Here is a 14,794-nt window from a genome sequence, read left to right as displayed (position 1 = left end):
GCCACATTGGCGTTATGAAACCCTGGATACTCGGCCTGACTGGCGGCATTGGTAGCGGCAAGAGCGCGGTGGCGCAAGGCTTTATCGAGCGCGGCGTGCACGTGGTGGACGCCGATCATGCGGCGCGCTGGGTGGTCGAACCGGGTCGTCCGGCGCTGACCAGGATCGTCGAGCATTTCGGCGAGGGCGTACTGCAAGCCAATGGCGAGCTGGACCGCGCCGCGCTGCGTAAGCTGATATTTGCCGCACCCGAGCAGCGCCGCTGGCTGGAAGGACTGTTGCACCCGCTGATCGGTCAGGAGATCGTTCAGGTGCTGGCGCGCGCAGAATCGTCCTATGCCATTCTGGTGTCGCCACTACTGGTCGAGTCCGGCCAGCGGCAGATGACCCAACGCATATTGGTCGTCGACACGCCGGCCGAGTTGCAGGTACAGCGCACCATCGCACGCGACCAGAGTTCGGAAGAACAGGTTCGCGCCATCATGCAGGCTCAGGCCAGCCGCGAAGAGCGCCTGCGCCATGCCCACGACGTACTGGTCAATGATCGAGACAGGGTTTGGCTGGACGCGGAGGTCGAGCGCCTGCACAACTTCTATCTGACCCTGCGCGGAGGCCAACCATGACCACGATCGTTCAATGTCCCACCTGCGGTGCGCCCGTCGAGTGGAAAACCGAGAGCATCTATCGTCCGTTCTGCTGTGAACGCTGCAAGCTGATCGACCTGGGCGCCTGGGCCGCTGAGGAGCATGCGATTCCCGGCAATGACCTGGAAGACGAGATGTTCAGCGGCGATCTGCCGACGCGGCCACATTGACAAGCAATCGCGGCTGAAGCCGCTCCTACAGTAGCGTCTTGCGCACATCAGGGGCGCATAAAGGCGTAGTCGCGGTCATCGTCGAGGTTGTTGGCGAGAAACTGCAGTTCATGCGCCAGCTCCTGGGGATCACGCAGCGCCCTGCTCCGCTGTACGACCTCCGACAGCAGCGCACGCAATGCCACGATAGGCTCATGACCATGCACTTCGGCGTCATGCAAATCGTCCTGAACAACGTTTCTTGCCCAGCTGTGAACACTCATATCGAGTCCCTCGGAGGTGTTTCTCACAGCATGGCGGCAGGCCTGTTTCGGATATTGACGGGGATCAATCCGCTCGCCGCCATTCAATCGGCCAATACGGCGTCATTCACTCGCCGCGATCGCTCTCCTTCCAGGGCGCCTGCAGGTAACGGCTGCGGTTGAAGGTTTCCAGCCAGTCCGGGTAGAACACCACCAGCGCGGTGACGATGGTGCCGTTGATGAAGGCTTCGGGGAACGCCACCAGCCACAGGTAGCCGGCAAAGTCGTCCAGCCAGGGCGGCATGGGGAACAGCCCGTCCATCCACAACAGCGCGAGACCGCCGAGCAAGGTCATCAGGGTCGCCAATGCCGCCGGGAAGAACCCACAGAAGAAGATGTAGACGAACAGGTTGCGCGGCTGCGCGCGCTCCACACGTAACGCGCACAGCTCGGTGATCAGAATAGGGATCAGCACCAACAACACGCCGTTGATGCCGAGCGAGGCCAGATCCATACGGCCGATAGCCAGCAGGCCAAGCTGCGCCGCCAGGCCCGCCAGCACGGCAAGTGGCCAGTCGAGTAGCAGGGTCACGGCGGTCATGCCGATGAAGTGATAGGAAAGCCCGGAGTCGAAATCGCGGCGCACCAGCCAAAGCAGGAACAGCGCGAGCATGGTGCCGAACAGCAGATGCTGGCGGCGTAGATCACTGAACAGTTCGACCCAGGGCGCCCGCGCCACCGCCCAGAGCAGAGCTAGCCCGCAGACCAGCCAGCCGACCAACAAGGTGGAGAACGCCAGCAGGTTGGAAGCGATCATGCGCGCACACCCTCTCCTTCATTCATCGCCATGCCCGGCAGTCTACACCGGTACTCGGATTTGATTTTGCCGGCAGAGCAGTTGCCCTGCCATTGATCGACAACAGCCAACGAAACCCTGCTGGATTTCCACGCTCACTGGAACGACTGAAGTTGCAGCACTGGCATGCGGGTAAGCGCTACGGCTAAGCTTTGGTCATGGACGATTCAGATTACCTGCGCTTACTCACGCACCAGGCCGAACAGGCCAATGCCTTCCTCTCCAACGCGAAGAAATGGGAGCGTGAGCGCTGGGTTTGTCAGCGCCTGCTGCAGGCCTTGAACGTACGCCATCACAGCGACGACTTTACACCCAGTGGCCAGGAGCCACCGGACGTGCTGTTTCGCGATGCCAATTTCGAAGTGTTCTTCGTGCTCGATGAAGGTCGGCGCCTCAATGACGAATGGCGCGCCGAGCTGGAACGTCGCCGCAGCGCCTTTTCCCTCAGCCAACTGGTCAGGCGCGAAGCGCGCCCCAAACGCATTGCAGCCAGCGAGATGCAGGCGCGTCTGGCGCCGACCTTACGCAAGAAGGCGCATAACTATCGCGAGCGTGGCATCGACCTCGGCGAACTCGATCTGGTCGCCTTCGTCAGTCTCAAGCGCGCTGTGCTCGACTGCAACAGCCACTTCCCGCCGCCCACCGAATATCTGCGCCAGGGCTGGCGCTCGCTGTCGCTGGTTGGCCCGCGCTTCGCCCGCGTGCTGTTCGCTCACCCGGATGCGCCGGATTTTCTACGGCACAACCTCGGGCGCAGCCTACTGTTCGACATCGGGATCGGCCTATGAGCCCCTTGCAGGAATTGCTCGCTGAGGTGCCGCAGGTCGGCCAGGTACGCTGGATAGGGGTTCGCCCCAAGGCGCGCGAGGCGATGCTCGAAGTCGACGCCGTGGAAGCCCGACGCGACGCCGGCCTGACAGGTGATCACAGCCGCCCCGGGCCACGCAATGCGCGGCAGGTCACGCTGATTCAGTGGGAGCACCTGGCCGTGGTTGCCGCCCTGCTCGGCCGCGAAGCGCCCATGCTACCCAGCGAGCTACGCCGCAATATCGCAGTTGCCGGCATCAATCTGTTCAGCCTCAAGGGTCGGCGTTTTCGCATCGGCCAGGCACTGCTGGAGACCACCGGCTGGTGCCAACCCTGCGCCCGCCTGGAGGAGCGTCTCGGGCGCGGCACCTTCCAGGCCATGCGTGGCCATGGCGGTATCACCGCTCGCGTGATCGAGGGCGGCATCATCCGCCTGGAGGACGCCGTGAGCGTGGAACCCCTCGAAACGATATCTGACCCGCAGGACAACGACGCTCGCCAAGGCTGGCGGGCACGCCTAGCAGGCCGTTGAAAAACGTAGGCGAGGCAGCCAATGCAAGGCAAAAAAAGGCGAAAAAGCGGAGTTTACGAGCTGTAAATGAGCATTTTGAGCCTGTTTTTAACGCAGCAGTGGCAACGCAGATAGTTTTTCAACAGCCTGCTAAGATAGCCGCATTCAAGCAGAGGCCCCCATGACCAGTCGCCTGAGCCCCGAAGACCAACAGAAAGTCGACCAATACCTGAGCGCACCGCAGCATCAGGTCGAACGTCAACCGTTTCGCGTTTGGCGGCTGCTGGCGGTGGTCCTGGTGGCGACCATTGGCCTGGGCCTGCTGAGCCGCCTTCTGAGTCGACTGGTGCTATGAGCTGCCTTGCGCTCGCCCTCTCGCACTCACACCGCATTTTTCAAAGCCTTGTGAGCAATATCCATGTCCTATCGCATCGTGATTGTCGGCGGCGGCGCCGGCGGTTTGGAGCTGGCCACCCGTCTGGGTAGAAAACTGGGCAAGAGTGGCGCTGCCCGGATCATTCTGGTCGACGCCAACCTTACCCACATCTGGAAACCCCTGCTGCACGAAGTGGCCGCCGGCTCGCTGAACTCCTCGGAGGACGAACTAAACTACGTGGCCCAGGCCAAGTGGAACCATTTCGAGTTTCAGCTCGGCCGCATGTCCGGCCTCGATCGTGCAAGCAAGAGCATCACTCTGGCACCGACGCTGGATGATGACGGCCAGGTGCTGATGCCTGAGCGCCGCATCAGCTATGACAGCCTGGTGATCGCCGTCGGCAGCACCACCAACGATTTCGGCACCGCCGGCGCTGCCGAACACTGCATCTTCCTCGACACGCGGGCGCAGGCCGAGCGCTTCCACCGGCGCATGCTCAGCCACTACCTGCGCGCGCATGCCAGCGAGAGCGAAGACGGCTCGAAAATCGATATCGCTATCGTCGGTGCCGGTGCCACTGGTGTCGAGCTGGCTGCAGAACTGCACCACGCCGCCAAACAGCTGGCTGCCTATGGCCTCAATCGCATTCGCCCCGAAGACATGCGTATCACCCTGATCGAGGCCGGGCCGCGTGTACTGCCAGCCCTGCCCGAGCGCATCGCGCGGCCGGTGCATCAGACCCTGGAGAAGCTCGGCGTCACCGTACTGACCGGCGCGGCTGTCAGCGAAGTGACTGCCGATGGCCTGAAAACCGCCGACGGCAACTTCATCCCAGCCAGCCTGAAAGTCTGGGCGGCCGGCATTCGCGCCCCCGGCTTCCTCAAGGATCTCGACGGCCTGGAGAGCAACCGTATCAATCAGTTGCAGGTGCGTCCGACTCTACAAACGACGCTCGATGACGACGTGTTCGCCTTCGGCGATTGCGCTGCCTGCCCGCAGCCGGGTAACGAAGGGCGCAACGTGCCACCGCGCGCCCAGGCGGCGCACCAGCAGGCATCGCTGCTGGCCAAGTCGCTGCGCTTGAAGATCAGTGGCCAGGCGCTGCCGGAATATCGCTATCGCGACTACGGCTCGCTGATCTCGCTGTCGAGCTTCTCTGCGGTCGGCAACCTGATGGGCAACCTGACCGGCAGCGTGATGCTCGAAGGCTGGCTGGCGCGAGTGTTCTACGTGTCGCTCTACCGCATGCACCAGATGGCCCTGTATGGCGTACCACGTACCCTGCTGCTGATGCTCAGCGACCGCATCGGACGCAGCACCGAGCCACGCCTGAAGCTGCACTAGAAGCGACCCAATAGGTAACTGTAGGAGCGGCGACCCGCCGCGAACCTGGGCGGCGCGGCTGGAAAAGCTTCGCCCCGAGGCGGGGCTCCTACGAAAGGCTGTTCGCATCAGCTGCCCAAGGCCTTCCGATACCCCTCTCCCCCGGCCCCTCTCCCGCAAGCGGGAGAGGGGAGACAAGCACGCAGCGCGATTCCAGTCTTGTAGGGTGGGCCGGGACAATGCGAGACGGCCCAGACGCACGTGAGGCGCAGAAACGAACAAGCCCGCACTAGGCGGGCTTGTTCGTTGTAGTGGTGGGTCGTGTAGGATTCGAACCTACGACCAATTGGTTAAAAGCCAACTGCTCTACCAACTGAGCTAACGACCCAAAAATGGTCGGGGTAGGGGGATTCGAACTCCCGACATCTTGCTCCCAAAGCAAGCGCGCTACCGGACTGCGCTATACCCCGATAGGAAGTTGGCTCCGCGACCTGGACTCGAACCAGGGACCCAATGATTAACAGTCATTTGCTCTACCGACTGAGCTATCGCGGAACTTCGGTCTTCCAGCTCTTCTGCGCTTTGGCTTTCGCTTTACCGCTTCAGAGGCGCGCCATTTTACGTAGCAAAATTTCCCTGTCAACCCCTGCAAACTGCTTTTACGACAATGCTTTGCAGGCAAGCCATGGACTACTATATGTTTCATCGAACTGTGGCACGACGCAGGACGCGCCAGCCGAAGACGCCAGCCAGGACAGTCCATGAGCAACCAGGACAAGCCCCCCATTCATCCCAAGGTGGTCAGCCTCGCCAGCCGCGGTATACAGCCGCGCTTCAGCGATCTGGTACAAGCCTGCCGCAAGCTGGTGATGAATCGCCTGGCGGAGCATCTGAGTGGTGTATTCGGCCAGGTCGATGACACCCTGTTCGAATGCGCCGAAAAGGCCGAGAACAACAAGGTGCAGACGCTGTTCTTCGACAACATGCGCGAGATACGCCGCCAGTGCCCGCAGATCGAACGCAGCTACCACCAGGCCATCGCCAACAATTTCTCCGATTTTCTCGACGGCAAGTTGCAGGATCAGACACCGGCCTCACTCGACCCCGAACAATTGGCCCTGGTGCAGAACGAGGATTACGAAGAAACCCTGCAGGTCACCAATATGGTCAGCCGGGTCAAGGCACGCTGCACCCAGCCACTATTTGCCCTGGAGCAGCGCCTGGCGCTGCTCAACAACGGTCAGAAGCTCGGCGAGGACAGCAACCCCTTCGGCCCACAGGCCATTGCCCAGGCGTTTCGCGATGCGCTGGCGCCCTGCCCCTTCCCGCTGCAGATCAAGACCATCCTCTACATGCTCTTCGATCGCCATGTGATGCAAAGCCTCGATTCACTCTATGGCGCACTCAACCAGCGCCTGATCGATGCCGGCGTGCTGCCCAACCTCAAGTACAGCGCGCAGATCACTCAAAGCGTCAGCCGCCCCGACGCCCCGCCGAAAGAAGCCCAGGCGCCCCAACAACAAACACCAGGCAGACCGGGGAAAAGCCCTGCGCCCGTAGAGCCGGCACTGCTCGACCTGGACCTCAGCGCACCACCGCCCAGCGAGCCGGGCGCGTTGTTCAGCGGCTTGTCCAGCCTGCTTGGCGAGCACCGCCAGAACCACCCTGACGCCCCACTACTGGGTGGCACACGGAGTATCATCAGCTTCTCTCCGCGTGAGGCCAGCCGCACCTACAGCGCCAGCGAGTTGCTCGCTGCGCTCAACCGCATGCAACAGCAGTCAGCCCACGAACTGGCCCAGCGCCTGCATCAGCCGCAGGCCGTTGAAGGCCTCAAGGCCGACCTGCAGCAGCAGCTGGAATCACACAGCAGCCTGCCCGGCGATAGCAAGGTGTCCGATCAGGAAGCCGACGTGATCGACCTGGTTGGCATGCTGTTCGACTTCATCCTCGATGACGAGAACCTGCCGGACGCCTGCAAGACAGCGCTGTCGCACCTGCATACGCCCTATCTGAAAATCGCGCTGCAGGACAAGGCGCTGTTCACCCAGCACCACCATCCGGCGCGGCGCCTGCTCAACACCATGGCCCAAGCCGGCGTGCTGTATGGCAACGAGGGCGACGAACGCGGCCTGCTGGCCAAGATGCAGTGGGTGGTCGAACGGGTGATTCACGGTTTCAGCGGTGATCTGGGGCTGTTCGACAACCTGATCGAGGAATTCAACGAATACGTCGAAACCCTGCGCCACAAGGTCGAGCTGCGCGAACGCCGCGCAGTCGAGGCAGCCAAGGGCCGTGATCGCCTACTGGGGGCTCGCGAGCAGGCACTCGAGGTGATTCAGCGATGCATCGGGCAGCGCAATCTACCGACAATCATCCGCAACTTCCTCGAGCTGACCTGGGCCGATGTACTGGTTTTCGTCCTGCTGCGCCATGGCGAGCAGAGCTCGGAATGGAAGCGCTCCTGCGAAGTGGCCGAGCAGCTGGCCTGGAGCGGCACGCCGCTGAACGAGGCCGAGGCGTTGCAATTGCAGGAGCAGCGCGTGCCGATGCTCAGCGACCTGCGCAAGGGCCTGGAATTGCTCGGCGGCTATCACGAAGACGGCATCCGTCGCCTGCTGCAGGACCTGGTGGCCTGCCAGCATGCGGTGCAAGCCAAACAACCACAGTTGGCCGCACAGCTCAAACCCACCCTGCCAGAAAGCCCCTTGGGCGCAATGCTCGGCGAGGATGCCGATCTGGCTCGCCAGGCACCTTCGCGCAGCAAGCTATCGGCGCGCGCACAAGCCCTGGCCAAGGAGCTGGCCAACGTCGAGTTCGGCACCTGGTTCGAGTTCGTCGATGACAGCAAGAGCCGCATACTCAAGCTTTCCTGGTTCAGCCCGACCACGCACAACTACATGTTCGTCGACCACAGTGGCCAGCGCGTGGCGATCAAGCCGCTAACCCTGCTGGCCAGTGAGATGGAAAAGGGCCTGGCCCGTATCGTGACACCCGAACGCGCGACGCCGCTGGTCGATCGCGCGCTGACTGCCATCTACCGTGTGCTGCAGCGCTTCACTGGGCGCACGGCCGAACCCCGCTGAGGAATTTCCATGGAAGAGCGTCGTCAACACAGCCGCCATGGCACCGAGATGCAGCTGGAGGTCTTCGACCTGAACAGCGGGCAGCGCCTGGGCCGCATCGTCGACCTGTCTGCCGATGGCTTCATGCTGTTCAGCGACACCCCCCACACCGCTGATGCGGTGCTGGAATGCCGCCTGGTGTGCACCACAGGTAGCGATGCGGTACAGGAAGTACATCTGGGCGCCGATTGCCTGTGGAGCCGCCCCGGCGCTGACGGCCAGCATTGCTGGGCCGGCTTTCATATCATCGACCTGGCCGAGAACCAGGCCAAAGCGCTGGAAAGCCTACTGGCTAAGCTCTGAGGAGATAGGGTGCGCCGTGCGCACCATGCCCCCGCAATCGGTGCGCACAGCGCACCCTACGAGACAGAGCCAGCCAGCCCCCGTCACAACGAAAAACGGAGCTCGAAGGCTCCGTTTTTTCATCTGGCGAACTTACTGCGCCAGCTTCTTGTAACGCACACGATGCGGCTGCGCGGCGGCATCGCCCAGGCGTTTCTTGCGGTCGGCTTCGAACTCGGTGTAGTTGCCTTCGAAGAAATTGACCTTGCCGTCGTCCTCGTAGGAGAGGATGTGCGTGGCAATACGGTCGAGGAACCAGCGATCGTGGGAAATCACTACCGCGGCGCCCGGGAAGTCCAGCAGCGCCTCTTCCAGCGCACGCAGGGTTTCCACATCGAGGTCGTTGGACGGTTCGTCGAGCAGCAGCACGTTACCGCCCTGCTTGAGGGTCAACGCCATATGCAGACGACCCCGCTCACCACCGGAGAGGTCCTTGACGAACTTCTGCTGGTCGGCGCCCTTGAAGTTGAAACGACCGACGTAACCGCGCGACGGCACTTCATAGTTGCCCACCTTGATCATGTCAAAGCCGTCGGAAATCTGCTCCCACACGGTCTTGTTGCCGTCGAGCGCCTCGCGGCTCTGCTCGACGCTGGCGATCTGTACGGTTTCACCGATCTCGATGGTGCCGGAGTCCGGCTGCTCCTTGCCGGTGATCATGCGCAGCAGGGTCGACTTACCGGCGCCGTTACCGCCGATCACGCCGACGATGGCGCCTTTCGGAATGCTGAAGGACAGGTCATCGATCAGCACGCGGTCGCCGAAAGACTTCGACACGTTGTGGAAATCGATGACCTTGTCGCCCAGACGCGGGCCTGCCGGGATGTAGATCTCGTTGGTCTCGCTGCGCTTCTGGAATTCCTGCGACTGCATTTCCTCGAAGCGCTGCAGACGTGCCTTGGACTTGGACTGGCGTGCCTTGGCACCCTGGCGTACCCACTCCAGTTCGGCCTTCATCGCCTTGGCGTGCGATGCCTCAGCCTTGGCTTCCTGGGCCAGGCGGTTGGCCTTGGATTCCAGCCAGCCGGAGTAGTTGCCCTCGTAGGGGATGCCGTGGCCGCGGTCGAGTTCGAGAATCCAGCCGGCAACGTTGTCGAGGAAGTAACGGTCGTGGGTAATGGCCACCACGGTGCCGGGGAAATCGTGCAGGAAGCGCTCCAACCAGGCCACCGAATCGGCATCCAGGTGGTTGGTCGGTTCGTCCAGCAGCAGCATGTCGGGCGCCGACAGCAGCAGGCGGCACAGCGCCACACGGCGCTTTTCGCCACCGGATAGGTGTTCGATCTTGGCATCCCATGGCGGCAGGCGCAGGGCGTCGGCGGCGACTTCCAGCTGGCGCTCCAGGTTGTGGCCGTCGGAGGCCTGCAGGATGGCTTCGAGCTTGGCCTGCTCGGCGGCCAACGCGTCGAAATCGGCATCCGGTTCGGCGTAGGCGGCATACACCTCGTCGAGGCGCGCCTGGGCCTGCTTGATCTCGCCTACGGCCTCTTCGACGATGTCACGCACGGTCTTGCTCGGGTCGAGTTGCGGCTCCTGCGGCAGGTAGCCGACCTTGATGCCGGGCATCGGGCGGGCTTCGCCATCGATCTCGGTATCGACGCCGGCCATGATACGCAGCAAGGTCGACTTACCGGCACCGTTGAGGCCCAGCACGCCGATCTTGGCGCCTGGGAAGAAAGACAGGGAGATGTCCTTGAGAATTTCACGCTTCGGCGGGACGACCTTGCTGACCCGATGCATGCTGTAGACGTACTGAGCCATGGAGAACCTGACTGGTGAGAATAAGGGCTGAAAATGGCGGGCCTTGCAGACACTGCGAGGACATTGCGAGTGACGACACCGGCAACGCCCGCAGTCTACCAGGCGGCAAACCTCTGGCGCCTGTCGGCCTGGCCGCCGCGTTAGCGGCTGCAGGCAGCTTCATCAAGCCTGCAGCGGGGCGTTGGCAGAGACCATAGCCCCTGCCGGAGCGAACGCCAAGTACCGCGCGGACAGTTCACGCGCGCGGCGCAAAGCTACCGTAATGTACGTGGCAGAGCAAACCTACGCTCGTCGGCGCAGCTGGCACTTGGCCACGTTTGCAGGCATTCTAGCCGGCCAGCGCGAGCGCAGGCATGCTCGCGCGTCCCAACGCTTAAAATACTCAGCACTGGCTGCAGGTTCTCAGAACGTGTCGACTCACTCATCCCTGCCTTCCTTCTCCCCGGGCGAGTCGCGCGCAGCCTTGCGCCGTGCACTGGTGGTGCTGGTGCTGGCGATGCTGGGATTGCTGGCCTGGCAGCTGACTCAGGAATACCGCCAGTTGCTCGATAGTCAGAAGCAACTGAGCCAGGGTTACAGCGCTCAACTGGCCAAGCACCTGAGTCTGAACATGCGCCTCAAGGCCCAGGCAGGCCAGGCAATGCTGCAAAGCAGCCCAGCGCGCGCTGGCGACGGCAGCGAATTGGTCACGGCATTGCGCAGCATTTTCCCGACCGTCAACAGCGTGGCCTGGCTCGATGCCAACGGGCAGTTGCTGGCCGACAGCGCCAGCGAGTCGCGCGACCTGAGCTTCATTCGCAATCTGCAGCAACGCAGCGGCGCAGCACCCTATCACTTCGCCTTCAGCGCACTGGACGGCGGCGCGCTGTACCTGCTGCTGCGCCAGCCTGACGACAGTCACCAAGTATTGCGCATGCGCACCAGTGTGTTGCGCGACTGGCTGCGCGAGCAACACCAGAGCGAGTACAACTGGTTACTTGAAGATCTGCTCAGCCACCGCGTGATAGCGCGCGACGACGACCTGCAACAGGCAGGCAGCATCATCGCCCCGGTTACCGCGGCAGAACAGGCACAAAGCCTCGACCTGATCGCCCTGCCCGGCAGCGACTGGCAACTGCGCGCCCTGTTCGATGCAAAGCGCGCCGGCAACGAGCTGATGCCGACCCTGGCCGGCAAGTTCCTGCTGTTCGCGCTGTGCAGCCTGCTTACCCTGTTGGCCCTGTACGGCCTGCAACGCGAGCAGCGCAGCCTGCAGCGCCTGAATACCGAAACACGCCGTTCGCTGCGCCAGGCCGCCAGTGCGCTCGGCGCCGTCGAAGAACGCATTCTGGTGACCCAGGCCGATGGCAAGGTGCGCTACCTGAACCCGCAGGCCGAAGCGCTGTTCGGGGTTCCCAGCGACGTGGCCGGGGAACTCCATCTGCTTGATCTGCTTCCTGATCTCGACCCGTTGCTGCTCAACAGCCCACAACTGAGCAGCGATCTGGGGCCGGAGCTGATCAGAGTCGAAAGCGAGGGGCGCGAGCGCCTGTTCGCCGTGACCCGTAGTGATATCAGCGAGGTCGGGCGCCATGCCGGTTACGTCTGGGTGCTGCGCGATGTGACCGATGAACAGCAGGCCATGCGCGTGCTGCAGGAAACCCGCAGGCGCTACCAGGACATCTTCGATGGCACCGGCGTGGCCCTGTGCGTGCTCGATCTCTCCGGCCTGCGCAGCCTGTTGCTGCAGCACAAGTTGCGCGATGCGGCGGGTTTGCAACGCTGGTTGCAAGCCGATGCCGAGCATCAGCAACTGCTGATCGAGCAACTGCGCATTAGCGAAGCCAACCAGGTGGCGCTCAACCTGCTCGGGGTGAAATCTACCGAACAGGCCTGGCAGCAGCTGATCGACAACGGCCCGGTGCAGCTCGACGATCTGCGTTACCGCCTGGCCGTGGCCGTGCTCGAAGGCCCCAACCTGATGGAGCTGGAAACCCAGCTGGTCACCGCACAAGGCTTGCAGCGTCACGTCTGGCTGGTGCTGCGCCTGCCGGAAATGCTCCAGGACTATCAGGCAGTCACCCTGAGCATCAGCGACATCACCAGCCGCAAGCGCATCGAGCTGTCGCTGATCGAGCGTGAACGTTTCTGGTCCGAAGTGGTTCGCTCGGTTCCCGACCTGCTCTACGTGCATGACATGCAGAACCAGCAGGTGCTGTTCAGCAACCACAGCCTCGGATTGCAGCTGGGCTATAGCATCAGCGAGCTCAAGGCTATGAGCAGGGACTTCTGGGAGCAGGTACTGCACCCGGACGACAGCGAATACTACTGGCGCATCCGCAACCTGCAGAAAGTGATCGGCAACGGTTTGCTGCTCGAATCAGTGCTGCGCTGGCGTCACCGCGACGGCCAGTGGCGCTGGTTCAGCATCCGTGAGCAGGCGCTGGCGCGCGATGATCGTGGGCGCGTCAGCCGTCTGATCGGCGTAGCCAAGGACATTACCGAGCAAATCGAGCGCAACCAATCGCTGCGTGACAGCGAGCAACGCTACCGTCTGCTGGCGGAAAGCATCAGCGACGTGATCGTCTCCACCGACGACAGCCTGAACCTGAACTACGTCAGCCCGTCGGTGGAAGCCATGCTCGGTTACGACGCCGAATGGGTGACAACCAACGGCCTGCAAGGCCTGGCGGCCAACCCGCAGCAGCTCGCCAGCCTCTACCTGCTGCTCGAGCGGATTCGCGATTCGCTCGGCGAGCGTGACCGCCTCGAGCGCCTGCGCGAGGAGCTACCGGATCAGCTGTTCGTCTTCGACTGCCTGCGCGCCGACGGCCACAAGATCCCGGTGGAACTGCGCCTGGTATTGATGTGGGACGAGAACGGTCGCTTCGAGGGCATCCTCGGCGTCGGCCGCGACGTCAGCCAGCAACGTCGCGCGGAAAAAGACCTGCGCATGGCGGCCACGGTGTTCGAACACTCCACCGCAGCGATTCTGGTGACCGACCCGGCCGGTTACATCGTACAAGTCAACAAGGCCTTCAGCCGCGTCAGCGGTTATTCCGCCGGGCAAGTGCTCGATCAGCTTCCAGGCATGCTCACCGCTGATCGCCAACAGGCGGCACACCTGCAGTACATCCTCGGCCAACTCAACCAGCGTGGCAGCTGGGAGGGCGAGGTGTGGCTCAAACGCAAGGGAGGGGAAAACTTCCCGGCCTGGGTCGGCATCACCGCGGTACATGACGAAGAAGGTGACCTGGTCAGCTATGTGTGCTTCTTCAGCGACATCAGCGAACGCAAGGCCAGCGAGCAGCGCATCCACCGCCTGGCCTACTACGACGCCCTGACCCACCTGCCCAACCGCACCCTGTTCCAGGATCGCCTGCACAGTGCCCTGCAACATGCGGATCGGCATGATGAATGGGTGGTGTTGATGTTCCTCGACCTCGACCGCTTCAAGCCGATCAACGACTCGCTCGGCCACGCTGCGGGCGACCGTATGCTCAAGGATGTGGCCGTGCGCCTGTCGGCCTGCGTCGATGGCGACGACACCGTGGCGCGCATGGGCGGCGACGAATTCACCCTGCTGCTGCAGCCTCGCGCCACCCGTGAGGGCGCACTGAATCGCGCCATTCATGTCGCCGAGCAGATTCTCTGCAGCCTGGCCCGCCCTTTCGTGCTCGAAGGCCGCGAGTTCTTCGTCACCGCCAGTATCGGCATCGCCCTCGCCCCGCAGGACGGTAGCGAACTGAGCCAACTGATGAAGAACGCCGACACTGCGATGTATCACGCCAAGGAACGCGGCAAGAACAACTTCCAGTTCTACCAGGCCGACATGAACGCCAGCGCCCTGGAGCGTCTGGAGCTGGAAAGCGATCTGCGCCACGCCCAGGAGCAGGGCCAGTTCGTCCTGCATTATCAGCCGCAGTTCTCCGGCGATGGCAGTCGCCTGACCGGGGCCGAAGCGCTGCTGCGCTGGAACCACCCGAGCCGCGGCCTGGTATCACCCACCGAGTTCATTCCGGTGCTGGAAGAGCTCGGCCTGGTGGTCCAGGTCGGCGAATGGGTACTGGAGGAAGCCTGTCGCCAGTTCAAGGCATGGCAAGAAGAGCAGATACGTATCCCCAAAATCTCGGTCAACCTGTCGGCCCGTCAGTTCGCCGAAGGTGATCTGAGCGCACGGATCGCCACCATTCTGGACAGAACTGGCGTGGCCCCGGCCTGTCTGGAGCTGGAGCTGACCGAAAGCATACTGATGCGTGACGTCGCCAGCGCCATGCAAACGCTCGGCAACCTCAAGCGTTTGGGGCTGTGCATTGCGGTGGATGACTTCGGCACCGGCTACTCGTCGCTGAACTACCTCAAGCAGTTCCCCATCGACGTCTTGAAGATTGATCGCAGCTTCGTCGACGGCCTGCCCGATGGTGAGCAGGACGCGCAGATCGCTCGCGCCATCATCGCCATGGCGCACAGCCTGAACATGATGGTGATCGCCGAGGGCGTGGAGAGCCAGGCACAACTGGACTTCCTGCGCGAGCACGACTGCGACGAAGTGCAGGGTTTCCTCCTCGGCAGACCAATGCCTGCACATCAGCTCGCCGCCCAGTTCAGCGGCACGGCGCTGTTCATACTCAGTTGACTGGCCGAACACCGGCGCCCCT

The 14,794-nt window shown here is 62.7% G+C and carries 12 protein-coding genes and 3 tRNA genes; 9 read left to right on the top strand and 6 right to left on the bottom strand.

The window, feature by feature from the left end; all coding sequences use genetic code 11:
- Positions 1-14 precede the first annotated feature (14 nt).
- Positions 15-623 (top strand): dephospho-CoA kinase, encoded by a 609-nt coding sequence (coaE, locus tag AAEQ75_RS12425; protein WP_343349093.1) that lies wholly within the window; start codon positions 15-17, stop codon positions 621-623.
- Positions 620-814, top strand: a complete 195-nt coding sequence (gene yacG, locus AAEQ75_RS12420) for a DNA gyrase inhibitor YacG (RefSeq protein WP_256835435.1) — start codon at positions 620-622, stop codon at positions 812-814. The genes coaE and yacG overlap by 4 nt, the downstream gene beginning before the upstream one ends.
- Before the next feature lie 47 nt (positions 815-861).
- Here yacG and AAEQ75_RS12415 read toward each other — a convergent pair whose 3' ends face one another.
- Entirely contained in the window at positions 862-1,077 is a 216-nt protein-coding gene (locus tag AAEQ75_RS12415; protein ID WP_343349090.1) for a hypothetical protein, read from the bottom strand.
- A 106-nt stretch (positions 1,078-1,183) separates the two neighbouring features.
- Positions 1,184-1,873, bottom strand: a complete 690-nt coding sequence (locus tag AAEQ75_RS12410; protein ID WP_343349088.1) for an energy-coupling factor ABC transporter permease — start codon at positions 1,871-1,873, stop codon at positions 1,184-1,186.
- Between the two features lie 197 nt (positions 1,874-2,070).
- On the opposite strand from AAEQ75_RS12410, the gene AAEQ75_RS12405 reads away from it, so the two are divergent.
- The 4 genes from AAEQ75_RS12405 (at position 2,071) to AAEQ75_RS12390 (ending at position 4,950) form a co-directional block, all read left to right on the top strand.
- Complete coding sequence (locus tag AAEQ75_RS12405) at positions 2,071-2,700, top strand: DUF1780 domain-containing protein (protein WP_125880112.1); 630 nt, start codon at positions 2,071-2,073, stop codon at positions 2,698-2,700.
- Entirely contained in the window at positions 2,697-3,251 is a 555-nt protein-coding gene (locus AAEQ75_RS12400) for an MOSC domain-containing protein (RefSeq protein WP_343349084.1), read from the top strand. Before AAEQ75_RS12405 ends, AAEQ75_RS12400 begins: the two co-directional genes overlap by 4 nt.
- 160 nt (positions 3,252-3,411) lie before the next feature.
- Positions 3,412-3,585 (top strand): DUF3094 family protein, encoded by a 174-nt coding sequence (locus tag AAEQ75_RS12395; protein ID WP_343349082.1) that lies wholly within the window; start codon positions 3,412-3,414, stop codon positions 3,583-3,585.
- A 63-nt stretch (positions 3,586-3,648) separates the two neighbouring features.
- Positions 3,649-4,950: an NAD(P)/FAD-dependent oxidoreductase gene (locus AAEQ75_RS12390; RefSeq protein WP_343349080.1), complete on the top strand. Its 1,302-nt coding sequence runs from the start codon at positions 3,649-3,651 to the stop codon at positions 4,948-4,950.
- 291 nt (positions 4,951-5,241) lie between these two features.
- Here AAEQ75_RS12390 and AAEQ75_RS12385 read toward each other — a convergent pair.
- The 3 genes from AAEQ75_RS12385 to AAEQ75_RS12375 form a co-directional block, all read right to left on the bottom strand.
- A tRNA-Lys gene (locus tag AAEQ75_RS12385) sits at positions 5,242-5,317 on the bottom strand.
- Between the two features lie 5 nt (positions 5,318-5,322).
- Positions 5,323-5,399: transfer RNA gene (locus AAEQ75_RS12380), tRNA-Pro, on the bottom strand.
- A 9-nt stretch (positions 5,400-5,408) separates the two neighbouring features.
- Positions 5,409-5,484, bottom strand: a tRNA-Asn gene (locus tag AAEQ75_RS12375).
- Between the two features lie 206 nt (positions 5,485-5,690).
- Here AAEQ75_RS12375 and AAEQ75_RS12370 point away from each other — a divergent pair.
- Positions 5,691-8,015, top strand: coding sequence for a DUF1631 domain-containing protein (locus AAEQ75_RS12370; RefSeq protein WP_343349078.1), 2,325 nt, complete (start codon positions 5,691-5,693; stop codon positions 8,013-8,015).
- Positions 8,016-8,024: 9 nt separating this feature from the next.
- On the top strand, positions 8,025-8,357 hold the full coding sequence (locus AAEQ75_RS12365) for a PilZ domain-containing protein (protein ID WP_343349076.1): 333 nt from the start codon (positions 8,025-8,027) through the stop codon (positions 8,355-8,357).
- A 132-nt stretch (positions 8,358-8,489) separates the two neighbouring features.
- Here AAEQ75_RS12365 and ettA read toward each other — a convergent pair whose 3' ends face one another.
- Complete coding sequence (gene ettA, locus AAEQ75_RS12360) at positions 8,490-10,157, bottom strand: energy-dependent translational throttle protein EttA (RefSeq protein WP_343349074.1); 1,668 nt, start codon at positions 10,155-10,157, stop codon at positions 8,490-8,492.
- Between the two features lie 409 nt (positions 10,158-10,566).
- Here ettA and AAEQ75_RS12355 point away from each other — a divergent pair, with 409 nt between their 5' ends.
- Positions 10,567-14,772, top strand: coding sequence for an EAL domain-containing protein (locus AAEQ75_RS12355; protein WP_430523415.1), 4,206 nt, complete (start codon positions 10,567-10,569; stop codon positions 14,770-14,772).
- Positions 14,773-14,794: the final 22 nt, after the last annotated feature.

The sequence above is a fragment of the Pseudomonas sediminis genome (genome assembly GCF_039555755.1).
Lineage (GTDB): Bacteria > Pseudomonadota > Gammaproteobacteria > Pseudomonadales > Pseudomonadaceae > Aquipseudomonas > Aquipseudomonas mendocina_D.
This window is presented reverse-complemented; position numbering and strand designations above follow the sequence as displayed.

Bases quoted from the DNA above. Each gene is read 5' to 3' on its own strand.
- AAEQ75_RS12400 (WP_343349084.1), top strand. From the start codon at position 2,697: ATGAGCCCCTTGCAGGAATTGCTCGCTGAGGTGCCGCAGGTCGGCCAG.
- AAEQ75_RS12415 (WP_343349090.1), bottom strand. From the start codon at position 1,077: ATGAGTGTTCACAGCTGGGCAAGAAACGTTGTTCAGGACGATTTGCAT.
- AAEQ75_RS12410 (WP_343349088.1), bottom strand. From the start codon at position 1,873: ATGATCGCTTCCAACCTGCTGGCGTTCTCCACCTTGTTGGTCGGCTGG.
- yacG (WP_256835435.1), top strand. From the start codon at position 620: ATGACCACGATCGTTCAATGTCCCACCTGCGGTGCGCCCGTCGAGTGG.
- AAEQ75_RS12390 (WP_343349080.1), top strand. From the start codon at position 3,649: ATGTCCTATCGCATCGTGATTGTCGGCGGCGGCGCCGGCGGTTTGGAG.
- coaE (WP_343349093.1), top strand. From the start codon at position 15: ATGAAACCCTGGATACTCGGCCTGACTGGCGGCATTGGTAGCGGCAAG.
- AAEQ75_RS12370 (WP_343349078.1), top strand. From the start codon at position 5,691: ATGAGCAACCAGGACAAGCCCCCCATTCATCCCAAGGTGGTCAGCCTC.
- ettA (WP_343349074.1), bottom strand. From the start codon at position 10,157: ATGGCTCAGTACGTCTACAGCATGCATCGGGTCAGCAAGGTCGTCCCG.
- AAEQ75_RS12365 (WP_343349076.1), top strand. From the start codon at position 8,025: ATGGAAGAGCGTCGTCAACACAGCCGCCATGGCACCGAGATGCAGCTG.
- AAEQ75_RS12395 (WP_343349082.1), top strand. From the start codon at position 3,412: ATGACCAGTCGCCTGAGCCCCGAAGACCAACAGAAAGTCGACCAATAC.
- AAEQ75_RS12405 (WP_125880112.1), top strand. From the start codon at position 2,071: ATGGACGATTCAGATTACCTGCGCTTACTCACGCACCAGGCCGAACAG.